Source organism: Variovorax multivorans (genome assembly GCF_051216835.1).
Taxonomy (GTDB): Bacteria; Pseudomonadota; Gammaproteobacteria; order Burkholderiales; family Burkholderiaceae_C; genus Variovorax.
Map to the genome: position 1 here is coordinate 175,587 of NZ_JBPJZL010000009.1, position 18,082 is coordinate 193,668.

Genomic DNA, 18,082 nt, shown 5'->3' on the forward strand with positions numbered 1-18,082 from the left:
CTGCCTGACCGCCTCGCGTCCTTTCTTCGACCCATGCCTTTTTCGTTCGTCCGCCGTTCCTCCTTCGCCGGGGCGATGACCGTGCCTTTCGTCCTGCTGCTGGCCGCCTGCGCCACGCAGCCCAAGCCGCCCGCGGAAGCCGATGCGCTGCCGCCGCCCCCAGTCGTGCCGCGCGTGATGCCGGTCGAGGCCGAGCCCAAGGCCCCGGCCACGCAGCCTGCCTCTTCGCTCTTCACATTGATGACGCAGGGGCCGCAGGCGGCCATGCTGTCGTATGCCGACAGGGTGCGCCCGCTGAACGGCACCGACCTGAGCACGGAAATCGCGCGCATCGGCGACCCCGGCGATTCGCCCACGGCGCAGATGCAGCTGGCGCTGCTGCTCTCGCAGACCCGCGTGCCAGCCGATCTGGCGCGCGCGCTGGGCCTGCTGCAACGCGTGATTGCCAACCCCGCGCCCGAGGCGCAGGCCCTGCAGCCGCTGGCGCGCGCCCTGGCTGGGCGCTACATCGAGCAGCGCCGCGTGGAGGACGACCGCGACAAGCAGGTGCAGCAGCTGCGCGACAGCCAGCGCCGCATCGACCAGCTGAACGACCGCATCGAAGCCCTGCGCGCCATCGAGCGCAGCTTCGCGCGGCCCAACACCACCCCGGCCGCAGCCACACCTGCGGCGCCGCCTACCGGAAGCAAACCGAACCAATGAGCACCTCTGGCGCCCGTCTTCTCGTGGTCGACGACGACCCGGACATGCTGCGGCTGCTCTCGATGCGGCTGAGCTCGGCGGGCTACGAGGTCACGGCCGTCACATCGGCCGAGACGGCGCTCACGCAGCTGGAAATCGAGCATCCGCAACTCGTGCTGAGCGACGTGCGCCTGCCCGGGCGCGACGGCCTCCAGCTGTTCGACGAGATCCGCAAGCGCCACCCTTCGCTGCCGGTGATTCTGCTCACCGCGCACGGCACCATTCCCGACGCGGTCGAGGCCACGGCGCGGGGCGTGTTCACCTACCTCACCAAGCCCTACGACGGCCGCGAGTTGCTCGACAAGATCGCGCAGGCGCTGGCGCTCGGCGCCCCCGCCACCACGCCGAGCAAGGCCGGCGACGACAGCTGGCGCGCCGAGATCGTGAGCCGCAGCAACCGCATGGCCGAGCTGCTGGCCGAAGCGCGCATGGTCGCCAAGTCAGATGCTTCCGTGCTGCTGCGCGGCGATTCCGGCGCCGGCAAGGAGCTGCTGGCGCGCGCCATCCACAAGGCCAGCGCGCGCGCCGACAAGCCCTTCGTGGCCGTGAACTGCGGCGCTATTCCGGAAGCGCTGCTCGAGTCGGAGCTGTTCGGCCACATGAAGGGCGCCTTCACCGACGCCCACGCCAATCACAAGGGCCTGTTCCAGCAGGCCGACGGCGGCACGCTGCTGCTCGACGAAATCGGGGACATGCCGCCCGCCCTGCAGGTCAAGCTGCTGCGCGTGCTGCAGGAGCGCGCGGTGCGGCCGCTGGGCGCGAGCCAGTCGATCGAGGTCGACGTGCGCATCGTCTCGGCCACCCACCGCGACCTCGACGCCGCGATGGAAGCCGGCCAGTTCCGCGAAGACCTGTATTACCGCCTGAACGTGGTGACGCTCACGCTGCCGCCGCTGTCGGCACGGCGCGAAGACATTCCGCTGCTGGCCAATCACTTCCTGCAGCGCCTGTCGACCAAGTACGGCAAGCGGCTGTCGGGCTTTGCGCCCGAGGCGCTGAAGGCGCTGACCACGGCCGCCTGGCCAGGCAACGTGCGCCAGCTGTTCAACGTGGTCGAGCAGGTCTGCGCGCTGTCGAGCTCGCCGCTGATTCCGCTGGCGCTGGTGCAGCGGGCGCTGCGCGTGCCGACGGTCGAAGTCCAGACGTATGCCGAAGCCAAGCAGCGTTTCGAGCGCGATTACCTCGTCGGCCTGCTGAAACTGACGGACGGCAACGTGGCCGACGCGGCCCGCCTGGCCGACCGCAACCGCACGGAGTTCTACCGGCTTTTGCAAAAGCACGAACTCACGCCGGGCCACTTCAAAGCCGATGCTGTCGCTCCGGGCGGGGACCCTGTCGCCGAGTAGCGACGCACCTAAGTCGTTGATTTATATGGCCTATCCCCACCAGCCCAGAAGGCTTGTCGGGATTCGGCGACAAAAACAGGGGTTTTGAGGCCTTCCAGCAGCCTCTCCCCGCGAAAAACACCTTCAGATCGCTCCAAGCTGTTGATCTGAAAGCGTTTTTTCAGCCTGGCACAGGGTTTGCCCCTGTACAGGCATGACAGCACTCACCAGCCCATCTTTCGCACTGCGCCAGCAGCGCGACGGCCTGCGTCAAAAGCAGTTTTCCCCCTCGCGGCCCCGTGCGGCGGGTCATTCGCTGGCCGCGCTCGCAAGCGCTGGCGGCGCTGAGCCGGATTGCGTGATCAAGCGCTTTCCTGCCATTGGCGACACCCCTTCCCTCGACAAGCAACGTTGGTAAATCACATGAAGCCGAACGACTTCTCCCAACTGAATGTGCTGGCGGATACCGATTTTTCGCACCGCAGCCCGGTTCGCGAAGAACGCCATCCCAACTCGGTCACCGCTCCCCCCGTCAACCGCGGTTCCATGGCACCCCGCCCCTGGCGCGGTTTCTGGAACAGCCTCGGCACCGCCGCGCTGGTCAAGCTCGGCGCGGGCCGTGACACCGAAGCCGGCGTCCACGACGCCCGGCAGGCCAAGCAACCCTGGCAGCGCGCAGCCGCACAGCGCCGCTTCGCCTTCATGATGCTCACGCTGCTGAGCACCGTGATCGCGTCGTCGCTGTTCGCCAGCGTGCAACCCGACTACGACAACCTCTGGCTCGAATACGGCCAGATCGGTCTCTACGGCCTGCTTTCGGGCTGGGTCGTGACCGGCTTCGTGACCGCGCTCATGGGCTTCTACGTTTCCGTGCGCGGTGACAAGCACGCCCTCTCGGCGAAACAGGTGGTCAACCACCCGATGAACCCCGAGGCACGCACCGCGATCATCATGCCGATCTGCAACGAAGACGTGGCCACCGTGTTCGCCGGCCTGCGCGCCACCTGCGAATCAGTCGCGGCCACCGGCCACGCCAAGCAGTTCGACGTGTTCGTGCTGTCCGACAGCTACAACCCCGAGACCGCCGCCGCCGAGCGCGCCGCCTGGGAAGACCTGCGCGCCGCCCTGGCCGAGAGCCCAAACCAGCCGCAGGTCGAGGTGTACTACCGCCTGCGCACCCGCCGCACGCACCGCAAGGCCGGCAACGTGGCCGACTTCTGCCGCCGCTGGGGCAAGGACTACCGCTACATGGTCGTGCTCGACGCCGACTCGGTGATGAGCGGCGACTGCCTGACCTCGATGGTCAAGCTGATGGAAGCCAACCCCACCGCCGGCATCATCCAGACCGCGACGCAGGCCATCGGCCACGTCACGCTGCACGCCCGTGCACAGCAATTCGCTTCCCGCGTGACGGGCCGCCTGTTCACGCTGGGCATGCAGTTCTGGCAACTGGGCGAATCGCACTACTGGGGCCACAACGCCATCATCCGCGTCGAACCCTTCATGAAGCATTGCGCGCTGGCCCCGATCAAGGGCACCGGCGGCATGTCGGGCGGCATCATGTCGCACGACTTCGTCGAAGCTGCGCTGATGCGCCGCGCCGGCTACAACGTGTGGCTGGTGTCCGACCTGGTCGGCAGCTACGAACAGCAACCGCCGGACCTGCTAGCCGAACTGCAGCGCGACCGCCGCTGGTGCCAGGGCAACCTGCAGAACGCCCGCCTGATGGCCGAGCCCGGCATCCACCCGGTGCACCGCGCGATGTTCGTGACCGGCACCATGGCGTATGTCTCGGCTCCGCTGTGGCTCGCATTCCTGACGCTGGGCACCGCGCTGTGGCTGAGCGGCTCGAGCCTCGTGTCGAGCTGGAGCGTGCTGCCCTCCGAACTGGCCGGCCTGTGGATCTGGACCCTGTGCCTGCTGTTCCTGCCGCGCGTGCTGGGCATCGCCGCCGTGCTGATGCGCGGCGAGCAACGCCAGTACGGCGGTGTGTGGGGCCTGGTGAAGAGCTCGGTGATGGAAAGCGGCCTTGCCATCGTGCAAGCCCCGGTCCGCATGCTGGCCCACTCGCTGTTCGTGCTGGTCGCCCTCACCGGCATCAAGCTCGACTGGAAGTCGCCCCCGCGTGAAGCCGCTGCCGTGCCGTGGAAGGTCGCTGCCTCGCAGCTGGCCCCCATGACGCTGGTAATCGCCATGCTGGCCGTCGGCGTCGCAATGATCGACCCGAGCGCGCTGATCTGGCTCATGCCCGTTGGCCTGCCGCTGCTGCTGGCGATCCCGCTGACCGTGCTGACCAGCCAGATCGCGCTGGGTACCACGCTGCGCGACCGCGGCTATCTGCTGATTCCCGAGGAATCGCGTTCGCCGGCCGTGCTGCGCCGCGCATGGATGCATGCGGTGCGCCTGGCGCGCCCGGCACTGGCAACCGCCTGATGCGCTGAAGACACAGCACCTCGAAAAGCCGGCCTCAGGGTCGGCTTTTTTCATGGCGCGTGGCTAGAATCGCGCCTTCCTTTTTTTCAACCCACGGATCCCTCGATCCCCTGGAGCGCCAAGTGCCCCGATTCGCCGTCATCACCCTCTGACGCCGACAACGCCACTTCATTGCTGGTCAAGTCGGGCGCCTGGCTGCGCTTTCCGCTGACCGCACTCTTTCCCAGCTTCGCTCCCGCACGTTGTCGGTTCTTCCTGATTTCCATCTGGAGAACAACGTGTTCCCTCTCTCTTCTTCTCTTTCATCGATTCCGCTGCTCAAGTACCCGCGTACTGCGCATCTGGAAGGCTCGCGCCTGCAGGCGGGCGACAGCGACGACGGCCAGACGCCGCTGTCGGCGCTGCATGGCCAGCACGTGGTCATCGAGGAAAAACTCGATGGCGCCAATGCGGCCGTGTCGTTCACTTCGGCGGGCGAACTGCTGCTGCAATCGCGCGGCCACTACCTCGCAGGCGGTGCGGGCGAGCGACAGTTCAACCTGTTCAAGCACTGGGCCGCCGCCCATGAGGCGGCGCTGCTGGAGCGCCTCGAAGACCGCTATGTGATGTACGGCGAATGGTGCTTTGCCAAGCACAGCTGCTGGTACGACCGGCTGCCGGCCTTCTTCCTGGAGTTCGACATCTACGACCGGCAGGCGCAGCACTTTCTCTCGACGCCAGCGCGGCATGCGCTGCTCGCTGGCAGCCCCGTGCTGCCGGTGCCCGTGCTCTACGAAGGCGAGATGCCGCGCCATGCCAAAGCACTGCGTGCCCTCGTTCGGCCTTCGCTGGCGCGCAGCGCGGACTGGAAGACGGCCTTCGAGGACGCGGTGGCGCACGAAGGCCAGCCGCTCGATCTCGTGCGCCAGCAGACCGACTTGTCCGATCTGGCCGAGGGCCTGTACCTCAAGACCGAATCGGATGGGCAGGTGACGGGCCGCTACAAGTGGGTGCGCCCGGACTTCGTCCAGACCATCCTCGATTCGGGCTCGCACCACAGCCGTCGGCCGGTGCTGCCCAACCGGCTCGCGCCGGGCGCAGATCTCTATGCACCGACACCGCTGGTCACCTGGCAAGACCTGGGGCTGCGCACCTTGCGCGACCCCGCCGAACTCGCAACCCAAGGGAGGCCGCGATGACATACGAAGATCTGCGCGCCCTGGTGCCCACGCTCGACAAAGGCACCGACTGGGCGCAGTGCTGCGACCTGCTGCCGGCCTTGCTGCGCCTCGAAGAGACGCCGCAAGATCCGTACTACCACGCCGAAGGCAACGTCGGCATCCATACGCGCATGGTGCTCGACGCGCTGATGCAGGACGCGCACTACCGGCGCGCCGATGCCGACGGCCGCTTCGTGCTGTTCATGGCCTGCCTGCTGCACGACATCGCCAAGCCCGACACCACGGTGATCGACGAAGCCAGCGGCCGCATCGGCCAGCCCGGCCACTCGCGCCGCGGTGCGGTCGACGTGCGGGTGCTGATGTGGAAGGCCCGCGTGCCTTTCGCGCTACGCGAAGCCGTCTGCCGGATCATCGCCGTGCACCAGGTGCCGTTCCACGCCTTCACCTCGCGCAAGGGTGTGCGGCCGGAGTGGCTGGTGCACAAGCTCTCGTGGGAGCTGAGCCTGCCTGACCTGTGCTGTGTGGCGCGCTGCGACATGCTCGGCCGCCACTACGAGAAGCGCGCGGACAGCATGGCCGACATCGCGCTCTTCGAAGAACTGGCGCAGGAAGAAGGCTGCTGGGAAGGTCCGAGAAAAATGGTCGACGCCCACACGCGCCTGGCCTATTTCCGTGGCGCCGACACCAGCCCCGACTACCCGCTGTTCCAGACATCGGGCTCACGGGTGACGGTGATGTGCGGCCTGCCGGCCAGCGGCAAGAACCACTGGGTGGCACAGCACCGCAAGGGCTGGCCGGTGGTGTCCTTCGACGACGCGCGCACCGAGCTGGGCCTGAAGCACGGCGAGAACGACGGGCTCGCGGCGCATCACGCGGTCGACCAGGCGAAGGCGTTGCTGCGCAAGCAGGAGCGCTTCGTCTGGAACGCGACGCACCTGAGCCAGCAGATGCGTACCAAGACGCTCGACCTGCTGTGGGCCTACCACGCGCAGATCGAACTGGTGTACCTGGAAGCGCCGCACGCCGAGCTGATGCGCCGCAACCGCGAGCGCGACACGACGCTGTCGAACGCGGGCATCGAACGGATGCTGCATCGCTGGGAGTTGCCCGCACCCGTTGAAGCGCACGAGACGGTCTACGAAGTGCAGACCTGAAGACAGAAGGCCCGCCGATGCGAACCGGCGGGCCTTCTTATATATGGAGGGGCGAAGCTTTCGCCTAGAACGGCAGCTTCGGGCCGCCGGGCCCACCCATTCCGCCCATGCCCTTCATGCCGCCCATCTTCTTCATCATCTTCATGAGGCCGGCACCCTTCATCTTCTTCATCATCCCCTGCATCTGCTCGAACTCGTTGAGCAGGCGGTTCACTTCCTGGACCTGCACGCCGGCGCCGGCCGCGATGCGGCGCTTGCGCGTGGCCTTGAGCAGTTCGGGCTTGCGGCGCTCCAGCGGCGTCATGCTCTGGATGATCCCTTCCTTGCGGCGGATGTCGCGCTCGGCACGGGTCATGTCGGCCTCGGTGGCCTTGGCGGCCATCTGCTGCGGCAGCTTGTCCATCAAGCTCGAGAGGCCGCCCATCTGCTTCATCTGCTGCAGCTGGCCGAGGAAGTCGTTGAGGTCGAAGCCCGCGCCGCTCTTGACCTTGGCGGCGAGCTTCTGCGCTGCCGCCACGTCGACACCGGCCGTGACCTGCTCGACCAGCGCGACGATGTCGCCCATGCCCAGGATGCGGCCCGCATGGCGCTCGGCGTCGAACACTTCCAGGCCGTCGATCTTCTCGCTGGTGCCCGCGAACTTGATCGGCACGCCGGTGACCTGGCGCACCGACAGCGCCGCGCCGCCGCGCGAATCGCCATCGGTCTTGGTCAGGATGATGCCGGTGAGCGGCAGCGCTTCCTTGAAGGCCTTGGCGGTGTTGATCGCGTCCTGGCCCTGCATGGCATCGACCACGAACAGGGTTTCGACCGGGTCGAGCGCCGCATGCAGCTGCTTGATTTCGGTCATCAGCACTTCGTCGATGGCGAGGCGGCCGGCGGTGTCGACCAGCAGCACGTCGAAGTAGTGGCGCTTGGCGTGGTCGAGCGCGGCGCGCGCGATGTCCAGCGGCTTCTGGTCGGGCGTGCTCGGGAACCACTCGGCGCCGGCCTGCTTGGTTACGGTCTTGAGCTGCTCGATGGCGGCGGGGCGATACACGTCGCCCGACACCGTGAGCACCTTCTTCTTGCGCTTCTCGATCAGGTGCTTGGCGAGCTTGGCGGTGGTGGTGGTCTTGCCCGCGCCCTGCAGGCCGGCCATCAGGATCACCGCCGGCGGCTGGGCCGCGAGGTTGATGTCGGACACACCCTCGCCCATGGTCGCGGCGAGTTCGCGGTTGACGATGCCAACCAGCGCCTGGCCCGGCTTGAGCGAGCCCAGCACTTCCTGGCCGAGCGACTTCTCCTTCACGCGGGCGACGAAGTCGCGCACCACGGGCAGCGCCACGTCGGCCTCCAGCAGCGCCATGCGCACTTCGCGCAGCATGTCCTGCACATTGCTTTCGGTGATGCGGGCCTGGCCGCTCATCGTCTTGACGAGGCGGGAGAACTTTTCTGTGAGGGCGGTGGCCATGAGCGGAATGCCTTGCTGCCCGCTGCGGCGGGCCGGATGGAAAGTCTTGGAGACGAGGAGAGAACTTGAAGTCGGGCGCGGGGAACGCAAGGGCGAGCCGGTACACTCCGGCCGATGATTTTAGCGATCCCCTCCCCGCTCGGCGTGGCGCTGGGCATCGCCACTGCGGTTGCCTACGGTTTCGTTGCCGGTGCCGGTGCCAAACTGAGCCGTCAATCGACCCAGTGGGCCCTCGGAATTGCGTGGATTCTGCATGCCGCCGTGCTGGCCCACGGCCTCATCGGCAGCGAGCCGCGCTTCGGTTTCGCACCCGCCCTGTCGGTCACCGCGTGGCTGGTACTCACCGTCTACGCGGTCGAAAGCCGCATGTATCCCCAATTGAAGGTGCGGCGTGCGCTCGCCTGGCTGGGCGCGGCCGCGGTGCTGCTGGCCATTCTGTTTCCCGGTACGCCGCTGCACGTCACGGCCTCGCCGTGGCTGCCGCTGCATCTGGCGCTGGGCATTGCGTCGTACGGCCTGTTCGGCGCCGCCGTCGTGCACGCCTGGCTGATCACCCGTGCCGAAAAGCAGATCCGCCTGGCCACCGCCGAGCCGCAAGGCGGCGTGCCGCTGCTCACGCTCGAACGGCTCACTTTCCGTTTCGTCACCGCTGGTTTCGTGCTGCTGTCGGCCACGCTGCTGGCCGGCCTGCTGTTCAGCGAGCAGCTGTACGGTGCCGCCGGCCGTGTCTGGAAGTGGGACCACAAGACCATCTTCTCGGTGCTTGCCTGGATCACCTTCGCGATCCTTTTGATCGGCCGGGCCCGTTTCGGCTGGCGCGGCCGCACTGCGCGCCGCGTGCTGTACGCCGGCTCGGCCCTGTTGCTGCTGGCCTACGTGGGTTCACGCTTCGTGCTCGAAGTGGTGCTTGCGCGTCCTCCCGTCTGAAATGAAATACCTCCTCGTCCTCGCGGTGCTCTGGGTCGCGATCTGGCTCTGGCGCAAGAATCGCCGCGAAGAAATGCGCGACGCCATGCGCGAGCGCGCGGCCAAGGCGCAGCAGCGCCCCCCCGCACCAGCCGGCCCGCCGCAGGCCATGGTGCGCTGCGCCCATTGCGGCTTGCACCTGCCGGCGACCGACGCCATCGCCGGCCCCGGCGGCTCGGTCTATTGCAGCACCGCGCACCGCGAAGCCGCAACGCCCCAATGAGCGCCCCCCTCTGGTCGCGCGGCGAGCCGGTCACCGACTGGGACGTGCTCGACCAAGGCACGGGCGAAAGCTCGGCGCTGATCCGGCTCTGGCGTGGCTTCATGGCCGCGCGCTGCTTCATCGCGCTGGTGCTGATGCTGCTGCAGGGCGTGGCCTTTGTCATCGGGCAGACGATGCAGCCGGTGGCCATCACCATCTCGGGCCTCTACCTTGCAGCGACTTGGCTGGGCATGCGCTACACACACGTGCAGCCGCCGATCCGCGGTTTTGCCGCGCTCTGGCTGCTGACCATCGGCATCGATCTGGCCGCCTTCACCGCCTTGCAGGTGCTGCAGGGTGGCAACGTCAACTACACGCCGCTGTTCGCGCTGCCGGTGCTCATGAGCGCAGTGCTGGGCACCATGATCGTGAGCCTGGGCACCACCGCCACCGTCACGCTACTGCTGCTGGCTGACGCGGGCTGGCACTGGCTGCAGCAGCCGGGCGATTCTTCGCCGCGCTTCGTGCAGGCGGCGCTCACCGGCACCGGTCTCTTCGTAGTAGCGCTGCTCGCGCACGAAATGGCTCGCCGGCTGGCGCGCGAGGAAGCCGTGGCGCAGCGCAGCCGCAGCAGCGCGCAGATGCAGGCGCAGGTCAACGACCTGGTGATCGAGACGCTGAGCGAAGGCGTGCTGGTGATCGACGCCGAAGGCCTGGTGCATGCGGCCAACCCGGCAGCCGACGCCATCCTCGGCCAGGGCCTGGCGAAGCTGACGCTGCCGTTCCCACTGCATGCCCAGCCCGCATGGCATGCGCTGGCCGCGCTGGCGCGCCAGACCTTCGCGCGGCGGGCGCCGCAGACGGAAGAAATCCCGGTGGCGCAGGTGCGCGGCGCGGCGCGCGAGGTGCGCGTGCGCACGCGGCTCACGCCCACCAGCGAGAAGCGCATCGACAGCCTGTGCGTGATGTTCCTGCAGGACCTGCGCGAGCTCGAAGCCCGCATCCGCACCGAGAAGCTGGCCGCAATGGGCCGCATGTCGGCGGCCGTGGCGCATGAAATCCGCAACCCGCTGGCTGCCATCACCCAGGCCAGCGCGCTGCTCAACGAAGACCTGACCGACCCCGCGCACCGCAAGCTCACGAGCATGGTGCAGCACAACGCGCAGCGGCTCGCGCGCATCGTGGACGACGTGCTCGACGTCTCGCGCGCCCGCCAGCAACGCGTGTTGTCGCTCGGCGAGCAGGTCGTGCTCGACCCCGCGGTGCAGGTGCTGGCCGAGGAATGGGTGCGCCAGACCCAGCGCAAGGGCGTGCTGGTGTCGCTCGATGCACCCAGCAGTGAAGTGCGCTTCGACGCCGAGCACCTGCGCCGCCTGATCGTCAACCTGCTGGACAACGCCTCGCGCTACGCCGGCAAGCGCGAAGACTCGATCCAGGTGCTGACCGCGCTGCAGCGCAGCGGCACCAACCGCCCCAGCCTGATGGTGTGGAGCGACGGCGCGCCGCTGGAGCCCGCGGTGCAGCGGCACCTGTTCGAGCCTTTCTTCTCTTCCGAGAGCCGCTCCAGCGGGCTCGGCCTCTTCCTGTGCCGCGAGCTGTGCCGGCGGCATGGCGCCACCATCGGCTACGAGCGGCGCGCGCTGGTGCCGGGCGGGCCCGAGGGCAACGAATTCTTCGTCAGCTTCGCCCCCAGCGAAAACCGGCTGACACAATAGCGCCGTGAGCACTCCCCCCCCTTCCGCCCAACGACCGGCGCAGATCCTGGTCATCGACGATGAACCCGACCTGCGCACGCTCTATGAATTGACGCTGCTGCGCGAGGGCTATCGCGTCGAGGCCGCGGGCAGCGTGTCGGAAGCGTGGCAGCACCTGGAGGCCGGCCGCTTCGACGCCGTGATCACCGACATGCGGCTGCCCGACGGACAGGGCATGGAGATCATCCACCGCATCCAGAAGGCCCAGCGCAGCGAGCGCTGCGTGGTGATGACGGCCTACGGCTCGGCCGAGAACGCGGTGGAAGCACTGAAAGCCGGCGCCTTCGACTACCTCACGAAGCCGGTCGACCTGAAGCAGTTCCGCGCCGTCGTGGCTTCCGCCGTGCAGGCGCGGCTGGCGCCGCAGCCGGTGGTCAAGCCTGTTCAGGCGGCACCCGCAAGCAACAACAGCGTCGACGCAACGGTGGTCACCTCCGGCACCGGCATCGCCGCGCTCGACCGTCTCGTGGGCGAATCGGAACCCATGCGCCTCGTCAAGTCGCGCATCGCCAAGGTGGCGCGCGGCATGGCGCCGGTGCTGGTGCGCGGCGAATCGGGCACAGGCAAGGAACTGGTCGCTCGCGCGGTGCATGCCTGCAGCCAGCGCAACGAAGGCCCATTCGTCGCGGTGAACTGCGGCGCGATTCCCGAGAACCTGCTCGAGGCCGAATTCTTCGGCGCGCGCAAGGGCTCATACACCGGCTCCTCGCAAGACCGCGATGGCTACTTCCAGGCCGCGCGCGGCGGCACGCTGTTTCTCGACGAAATCGGCGATCTGCCGCTGGCGATGCAGTCGAAGCTGCTGCGTGCGATCCAGGAGCGCAGCGTGCGCTCGATCGGCTCGACGCAGGAAGAAACTGTCGACGTGCGCATCGTCAGCGCCACCCATAAAGACTTGCACGCCGAAGTGCAGGCCGGCCGCTTCCGCCAGGATCTTTTCTACCGCCTCAACGTGATCGAGATCGCCGTGCCCGCGCTGCGCGACCGCCGCGAGGACTTGCCCGCGCTGTGCGCCGCGCTGCTCTCGCGCATCGCACAGGACGGCGGGCTGCCCGTGCCGCATCTGTCGAACGAACTGCTGCGCCGCCTCGCGCAGCATCCGCTGAACGGCAACGTGCGCGAGCTCGAAAACCTGCTGCACCGCGCGGTGGCGCTGAACGACGGCGACGAACTTCATCTCGACCTGATGGGCGGCTTCACCGCTGTGGCCGAAGCCGCGGCGTCCGCGACTACGCCGCTGTCGCCCGTCACCGACGCGCCTGTCGCGCTGGCTCCACTTCCGAGCGCGCCGGTCGCGCCTCCCAAGGCCGCACCGCCGCCGCTGCCCTCCGATCTGCAGGCCTACCTCGATCAGCAGGAGCGCGAGATCCTCGTACGCGCGTTGCACGAGAGCGGCTTCAACCGCACCGCGGCCGCCGCGCGGCTCGGCATGAGCCTGCGCCAGATCCGCTACCGCATCGCGCGACTGGGCATCACCACGCCCAACGGCGATGACGGCGCGAGCAGCCATGTCGACGACTGAGGCCAACGACGGCGGACTCTGGCAAGCCGGCTGGTACCGCTTCGCGAAGGCGCTGCACTCGCCGAACTTCGGGCCCCGCCCCGCGGGCGCGCAGACCGACCTCATCGTGCTGCACTCGATCAGCCTGCCGCCCGGTGAATACGGCGGCAACGCGGTGCAGCAGCTGTTCACCAATCAGCTCGACTGGGACGCGCACCCCTACTTCCAGTCGATCCGCGGCCTCGAGGTGTCCTCGCATTTTTACGTGCGCCGCAACGGCGAACTCTGGCAGTTCGTGAGCTGCGACGACCGCGCCTGGCATGCCGGCGTGTCGTCGTGGCGCGGCCGCGGCAACTGCAACGACGACTCCGTCGGCATCGAACTCGAAGGCCTCGAAGGCCAGCCCTTCGAAGAGCCGCAATACGAGACGCTCGCGAGCCTGTGCGCCGCCATCGCGCAGCACTACGCGATCGCGCACATCGCCGGCCACGAGCACATCGCGCCGGGCCGCAAACAGGATCCGGGCGCGGGATTCGACTGGCGCCTGCTGCGCGAACAACTCGGCTGGAATCCACAGATGTTTCCGCCACAGGTGGAGCAGCGCTAATTTTTTCAATCGTGCGGCGCCTCGCGATGCGTCGCTCTTGCGGCGCAGCAATGCGAAAATAGCAACCGCGCGATTCAGCAACCATGCGGCCTGCAGGCCCAAATCGGCTTGCAAGCCAAGCCCCATGCGGGTTGAGAGACCATAGGCCAGTATTCAAGCGGCATCGCTGACCGTGTCCTATGGCGGAAGTAATACCGGCAATCCTTGTATCCATAGGAAAACGCTACATCTAGTGGGTTGTACACCCCCCGCACCCTAGATATAGTGTCCCCTGTCCGGTCATCTACACCGGCGCAGCGCCCGGCCCAGGCGCCGCCATCCAACAAGAATTGCCAACCGAGAGGAAGCGAATGCAAACTGCCCTGAACCCCCAATCGACCCCGCGTGCCGTTCCCTCGACGCCACCGCAACAGCAGCGAGACACTGCTGGCTCCCCCACCGGCCAGAACCTGGCTCACTACCAGATCATCCGCCGCAATGGCGCTGTCGTGCCCTTCGAGCCGAACAAGATCGCCATCGCGATGATGAAAGCCTTCCTGGCCGTGCACGGCACCCAGGGCGCGGCTTCGGCCAGCGTGCGCGAAACGGTCGACGTGCTCACGCAGGGCGTGATCCGCGCGCTGGTGCGTTCGCGTCCGGGCGGCGGCACCTTCCACATCGAAGACGTGCAAGACCAGGTCGAACTCGGCCTGATGCGCGGCGGCCACCACGAAATTGCCCGCGCCTACGTGCTGTACCGCGAACGCCGCACGCAGGAGCGCTCGAAGCAGGGCGAGCAAGACGTGCCGGCCACGCCCGCGCTGCACGTGCTGGACAACGGCGAGCTCGTCACCCTTGACCTGAACGAACTCAAGGGCCTGATCGAGTCGGCCTGCGAAAACCTGGGCGACAGCATCACGTCCGCACCGATCGTCGCCGAGACGATGCGCAACCTGTACGACGGCGTGCCGCTCGACGAGGTCTACAAGGCCTCGATCCTGGCGGCCCGCACGCTGATCGAGAAAGACCCCGACTACACCTTCGCCACCGCGCGCCTGCTGCTGCACACGATCTTCAAGGAGATCATCGGCCGCGAAGTGATGCCGGCCGAGCGTGCCACCGCCTACGCCGACTACTTCCCGCAGTTCATCAAGAAGGGCGTGGACAACGACCTGCTCGACGAGAAGCTGCTGCAGTACGACCTGCCCCGCCTGGGCGCGGCGCTGAAGGCCGAGCGCGACAACCAGTTCGACTACCTCGGCCTGCAGACCCTGTACGACCGCTACTTCCTGCACGTGCGCAAGACCCGCATCGAACTGCCGCAGGCCTTCTTCATGCGTGTGGCCATGGGCCTGTCGCTGAATGAAATCGACCGCGAAGCCCGTGCCATCGAGTTCTACGAAGTGCTGTCGTCGTTCGACTTCATGTCGAGCACGCCCACGCTGTTCAACGCCGGCACGCTGCGCTCGCAACTGTCGAGCTGCTACCTCACCACGGTGCCCGACGACCTCGACGGCATCTACGAGTCGATCAAGGAAAACGCGCTGCTGTCGAAGTTCGCAGGCGGCCTGGGCAACGACTGGACTCGCGTTCGCGCGCTCGGCAGCCACATCAAGGGCACGAACGGCGAATCGCAGGGCGTGGTGCCGTTCCTGAAGGTGGTGAACGACACGGCCGTGGCCGTGAACCAGGGCGGCAAGCGCAAGGGCGCTGTCTGCACGTACCTCGAAACCTGGCACCTCGACATCGAGGAGTTCCTGGAGCTGCGCAAGAACACCGGCGACGACCGCCGCCGCACGCACGACATGAACACCGCCAACTGGATTCCTGACCTGTTCATGCGCCGCGTGATGGAAAAGGGCACCTGGACGCTGTTCTCGCCCTCCAACGTGCCCGACCTGCACGACCTGTTCGGCGCCGACTTCGAGAAGGCCTACGTGGCCTACGAAGAGAAGGCTGCCCGCGGCGACATCAAGCCCGCGCGCACCATCCAGGCAACGGACCTGTGGCGCAAGATGCTCACGATGCTGTTCGAGACCGGCCATCCCTGGATCACGTTCAAGGACGCCTGCAACGTGCGCTCGCCGCAGCAGCACGCTGGCGTGGTGCACTCGTCGAACCTCTGCACCGAGATCACGCTGAACACCAGCGACACCGAAACCGCCGTCTGCAACCTGGGTTCCGTGAACCTGCTGCAGCACTTGAAGGACGGCAAGGTCGACCAGGAAAAGCTGAAGAAGACGATCTCCACGGCGATGCGCATGCTCGACAACGTGATCGACATCAACTACTACGCCGTGAAGAAGGCGCGCGACTCGAACCTGCGCCACCGTCCGGTCGGCCTGGGCCTGATGGGCTTCCAGGACGCGCTGTATGAACTGCGCATTCCGTACGCATCGCAAGAAGCCGTGCAGTTCGCCGACGAGTCGATGGAAGCCATCTGCTACCACGCCTACTGGGCCTCGACCGACCTGGCGCGCGAACGCGGCAAGTATTCGAGCTACAAGGGCTCGCTGTGGGACAAGGGCATCCTGCCGATCGACTCGCTCGACCTGCTGGAAAAGGCACGCGGCGGCTACGTCGAAGTCGACCGCTCGGCCACCCTCGACTGGGACGCGCTGCGCTCGAAGATCAAGGCCGACGGCATGCGCAATTCGAACTGCGTGGCCATCGCACCGACCGCGACCATCTCGAACATCATCGGCGTGGACGCGTCCATCGAACCCTGCTTCGGCAACCTCTCGGTCAAGTCGAATCTGTCGGGCGAGTTCACCGTGATCAACCACTACCTGGTGCGCGACCTCAAGCGCCTGGGCCTGTGGGACGACGTGATGGTGATGGACCTGAAGCACTTCGACGGTTCGCTGCGTCCCATCGACCGCGTGCCGCAGGACGTGAAGGCGCTCTACGCCACCGCGTTCGAGGTCGAAACCACGTGGCTCGTCGAAGCCGCTGCGCGTCGCCAGAAGTGGATCGACCAAGCGCAGTCGCTGAACATCTACATGGCCGGTGCATCGGGCAAGAAGCTCGACGACACCTACAAGCTGGCATGGCTGCGCGGCCTGAAGACCACGTACTACCTGCGTACGCAGAGCGCGACGCACGCCGAGAAGTCGACGGTGCAATCGGGCCGTCTCAACGCGGTGTCGTCGGGCAACGACGCACCTTCGGGCATGAGCGCACTCGAAGCCGCCGCTGCTGCAGCGAAGGCACAGATGAGCGCAATGCCCGCCACCGACATCGCGTTCTGCGGTGTGGACGATCCGACCTGTGAAGCGTGCCAATAACGCGTCGATGCTCGCGACAGTGAGTCAGTGAGGTGCATGCAAAAAATCGCGCGACGTTCACTCAATGAAGGCATTGACTGACATCGCGCGATGCATGCGAGCAACATAACAACCACATAAATGGCGTGCGATGTGAACGAGCACTTTGCAACTCACATCGTTACTCCGATAATTTGAGCATTGGATTTTTCTATGTTGACCTGGGACGAAGAAGTCAAGCCCTCCTTACCAAAGGATATGCAACAAGGATTGCAGCACCACAACGCATCGACCAGCGGCTTGCCCGCAGGCCGTTCGGTGGACGCTCCGACTTCGTCGATTGCGCAACCCGCGCTTCGCGCGCTCGATGACGGCGCAGTCGTGCGTCCGGTTGCCGCCGCAGCAGCAACGCCCGCTGTCACCCAACGCGTCAAGGCTTCCGACAAGCGCATCATCAACGGCCAGACCGACGTCAACCAGCTGGTGCCGTTCAAGTACAAGTGGGCGTGGGAAAAATACCTCGCCACCTGCGCCAACCACTGGATGCCGCAGGAAGTGAACATGACGCGCGACATCGCGCTCTGGAAAGACCCGAACGGCCTGACCGAAGACGAACGCCGCATCGTCAAGCGCAACCTCGGCTTCTTCGTGACCGCCGACTCGCTGGCTGCCAACAACATCGTGCTGGGCACCTATCGCCACATCACGGCCCCCGAATGCCGCCAGTTCCTGCTGCGCCAGGCTTTTGAAGAAGCGATCCACACGCACGCGTACCAGTACATCGTCGAGTCGCTCGGCCTGGACGAGAGCGAGATCTTCAACGCCTACAACGAAGTGCAATCGATCCGTGAGAAGGACCAGTTCCTGCTCCCGTTCATCGACGCCATCAGCGACCCGCACTTCAAGACCGGCACGCACGAAACCGACCAGACGCTGCTCAAGTCGCTCATCGTGTTCGCCTGCCTGATGGAAGGTCTGTTCTTCTACGTCGGCTTCACGCAAATTCTTGCGCTGGGCCGCCAGAACAAGATGACCGGCGCCGCCGAGCAGTACCAGTACATCCTGCGCGACGAGTCGATGCACTGCAACTTCGGCATCGACCTGATCAACCAGCTCAAGCTCGAGAACCCCGGCCTCTGGACCCCCGAGTTCAAGGCCGAGATCAAGGCGCTCTTCATGCGCGCCGTCGAGCTCGAATACAAATACGCCGAAGACACCATGCCACGTGGCGTGCTCGGCATGAACGCCTCCATGTTCAAGGGCTACCTGCGCTACATCGCCAACCGGCGTGCACAGCAGATTGGCCTCGAAACGCTCTTCCCGAACGAAGAAAATCCGTTCCCCTGGATGAGCGAAATGATTGACCTGAAGAAAGAGCGCAACTTTTTCGAAACCCGCGTGATCGAGTACCAGTCGGGTGGTGCGCTCTCCTGGGATTGAATCTTTCGACAAGAATTAATGAATTCAAGAATTGCCCTTGCCACCGATCGCGCCAAAGAGCGCGGCATGGACTAGGGCTCAGGTGTTCATGGTGCTGGGGC

14 protein-coding genes are annotated in these 18,082 nt (G+C 66.4%); 13 read left to right on the forward strand and 1 reads right to left on the reverse strand.

The window, feature by feature from the left end; all coding sequences use genetic code 11:
- The first annotated feature begins 75 nt into the window (after nucleotides 1-75).
- From ACSFCA_RS24020 to ACSFCA_RS24045, 6 genes are all read left to right on the forward strand, one after another.
- Entirely contained in the window at nucleotides 76-702 is a 627-nt protein-coding gene (locus ACSFCA_RS24020; protein ID WP_435461027.1) for a hypothetical protein, read from the forward strand.
- Nucleotides 699-2,087: a sigma 54-interacting transcriptional regulator gene (locus ACSFCA_RS24025; RefSeq protein ID WP_435461028.1), complete on the forward strand. Its 1,389-nt coding sequence runs from the start codon at nucleotides 699-701 to the stop codon at nucleotides 2,085-2,087. The genes ACSFCA_RS24020 and ACSFCA_RS24025 overlap by 4 nt, the downstream gene beginning before the upstream one ends.
- A gap of 193 nt (nucleotides 2,088-2,280) precedes the next feature.
- On the forward strand, nucleotides 2,281-2,484 hold the full coding sequence (locus tag ACSFCA_RS24030; protein ID WP_093056182.1) for a hypothetical protein: 204 nt from the start codon (nucleotides 2,281-2,283) through the stop codon (nucleotides 2,482-2,484).
- Between the two features lie 5 nt (nucleotides 2,485-2,489).
- Entirely contained in the window at nucleotides 2,490-4,499 is a 2,010-nt protein-coding gene (mdoH, locus tag ACSFCA_RS24035) for a glucans biosynthesis glucosyltransferase MdoH (RefSeq protein WP_258351193.1), read from the forward strand.
- A gap of 278 nt (nucleotides 4,500-4,777) precedes the next feature.
- Nucleotides 4,778-5,677 carry an RNA ligase family protein gene (locus ACSFCA_RS24040; RefSeq protein WP_435461029.1) on the forward strand — a complete coding sequence of 300 codons (900 nt, stop codon included), beginning with the start codon at nucleotides 4,778-4,780 and terminating at the stop codon, nucleotides 5,675-5,677.
- Nucleotides 5,674-6,813 carry an AAA family ATPase gene (locus tag ACSFCA_RS24045; protein ID WP_435461030.1) on the forward strand — a complete coding sequence of 380 codons (1,140 nt, stop codon included), beginning with the start codon at nucleotides 5,674-5,676 and terminating at the stop codon, nucleotides 6,811-6,813. Before ACSFCA_RS24040 ends, ACSFCA_RS24045 begins: the two co-directional genes overlap by 4 nt.
- A gap of 64 nt (nucleotides 6,814-6,877) precedes the next feature.
- On the opposite strand, the gene ffh is transcribed toward ACSFCA_RS24045, so the two are convergent.
- Entirely contained in the window at nucleotides 6,878-8,266 is a 1,389-nt protein-coding gene (ffh, locus tag ACSFCA_RS24050) for a signal recognition particle protein (protein WP_258351196.1), read from the reverse strand.
- A gap of 114 nt (nucleotides 8,267-8,380) precedes the next feature.
- Here ffh and ACSFCA_RS24055 point away from each other — a divergent pair, with 114 nt between their 5' ends.
- From ACSFCA_RS24055 to ACSFCA_RS24085, 7 genes are all read left to right on the forward strand, one after another.
- Nucleotides 8,381-9,193: a cytochrome C assembly family protein gene (locus ACSFCA_RS24055; RefSeq protein ID WP_093056195.1), complete on the forward strand. Its 813-nt coding sequence runs from the start codon at nucleotides 8,381-8,383 to the stop codon at nucleotides 9,191-9,193.
- A 1-nt stretch (nucleotide 9,194) separates the two neighbouring features.
- Nucleotides 9,195-9,455, forward strand: coding sequence for a PP0621 family protein (locus tag ACSFCA_RS24060; protein ID WP_258351197.1), 261 nt, complete (start codon nucleotides 9,195-9,197; stop codon nucleotides 9,453-9,455).
- Nucleotides 9,452-11,149: a two-component system sensor histidine kinase NtrB gene (locus ACSFCA_RS24065; RefSeq protein ID WP_258351198.1), complete on the forward strand. Its 1,698-nt coding sequence runs from the start codon at nucleotides 9,452-9,454 to the stop codon at nucleotides 11,147-11,149. Before ACSFCA_RS24060 ends, ACSFCA_RS24065 begins: the two co-directional genes overlap by 4 nt.
- 4 nt (nucleotides 11,150-11,153) lie before the next feature.
- On the forward strand, nucleotides 11,154-12,710 hold the full coding sequence (locus tag ACSFCA_RS24070; RefSeq protein ID WP_435461031.1) for a sigma-54-dependent transcriptional regulator: 1,557 nt from the start codon (nucleotides 11,154-11,156) through the stop codon (nucleotides 12,708-12,710).
- Nucleotides 12,697-13,296, forward strand: coding sequence for a 1,6-anhydro-N-acetylmuramyl-L-alanine amidase AmpD (gene ampD, locus ACSFCA_RS24075; RefSeq protein ID WP_435461032.1), 600 nt, complete (start codon nucleotides 12,697-12,699; stop codon nucleotides 13,294-13,296). Before ACSFCA_RS24070 ends, ampD begins: the two co-directional genes overlap by 14 nt.
- A gap of 350 nt (nucleotides 13,297-13,646) precedes the next feature.
- Nucleotides 13,647-16,562 carry a ribonucleoside-diphosphate reductase subunit alpha gene (locus ACSFCA_RS24080; RefSeq protein ID WP_093078634.1) on the forward strand — a complete coding sequence of 972 codons (2,916 nt, stop codon included), beginning with the start codon at nucleotides 13,647-13,649 and terminating at the stop codon, nucleotides 16,560-16,562.
- A 192-nt stretch (nucleotides 16,563-16,754) separates the two neighbouring features.
- Nucleotides 16,755-17,981: a ribonucleotide-diphosphate reductase subunit beta gene (locus tag ACSFCA_RS24085; protein ID WP_435461033.1), complete on the forward strand. Its 1,227-nt coding sequence runs from the start codon at nucleotides 16,755-16,757 to the stop codon at nucleotides 17,979-17,981.
- Nucleotides 17,982-18,082: the final 101 nt, after the last annotated feature.

Bases quoted from the DNA above. Each gene is read 5' to 3' on its own strand.
- ACSFCA_RS24020 (WP_435461027.1), top strand. From the start codon at position 76: ATGACCGTGCCTTTCGTCCTGCTGCTGGCCGCCTGCGCCACGCAGCCC.
- ACSFCA_RS24025 (WP_435461028.1), top strand. From the start codon at position 699: ATGAGCACCTCTGGCGCCCGTCTTCTCGTGGTCGACGACGACCCGGAC.
- ACSFCA_RS24030 (WP_093056182.1), top strand. From the start codon at position 2,281: ATGACAGCACTCACCAGCCCATCTTTCGCACTGCGCCAGCAGCGCGAC.
- mdoH (WP_258351193.1), top strand. From the start codon at position 2,490: ATGAAGCCGAACGACTTCTCCCAACTGAATGTGCTGGCGGATACCGAT.
- ACSFCA_RS24045 (WP_435461030.1), top strand. From the start codon at position 5,674: ATGACATACGAAGATCTGCGCGCCCTGGTGCCCACGCTCGACAAAGGC.
- ffh (WP_258351196.1), bottom strand. From the start codon at position 8,266: ATGGCCACCGCCCTCACAGAAAAGTTCTCCCGCCTCGTCAAGACGATG.
- ACSFCA_RS24055 (WP_093056195.1), top strand. From the start codon at position 8,381: ATGATTTTAGCGATCCCCTCCCCGCTCGGCGTGGCGCTGGGCATCGCC.
- ACSFCA_RS24060 (WP_258351197.1), top strand. From the start codon at position 9,195: ATGAAATACCTCCTCGTCCTCGCGGTGCTCTGGGTCGCGATCTGGCTC.
- ACSFCA_RS24065 (WP_258351198.1), top strand. From the start codon at position 9,452: ATGAGCGCCCCCCTCTGGTCGCGCGGCGAGCCGGTCACCGACTGGGAC.
- ampD (WP_435461032.1), top strand. From the start codon at position 12,697: ATGTCGACGACTGAGGCCAACGACGGCGGACTCTGGCAAGCCGGCTGG.
- ACSFCA_RS24080 (WP_093078634.1), top strand. From the start codon at position 13,647: ATGCAAACTGCCCTGAACCCCCAATCGACCCCGCGTGCCGTTCCCTCG.
- ACSFCA_RS24085 (WP_435461033.1), top strand. From the start codon at position 16,755: ATGTTGACCTGGGACGAAGAAGTCAAGCCCTCCTTACCAAAGGATATG.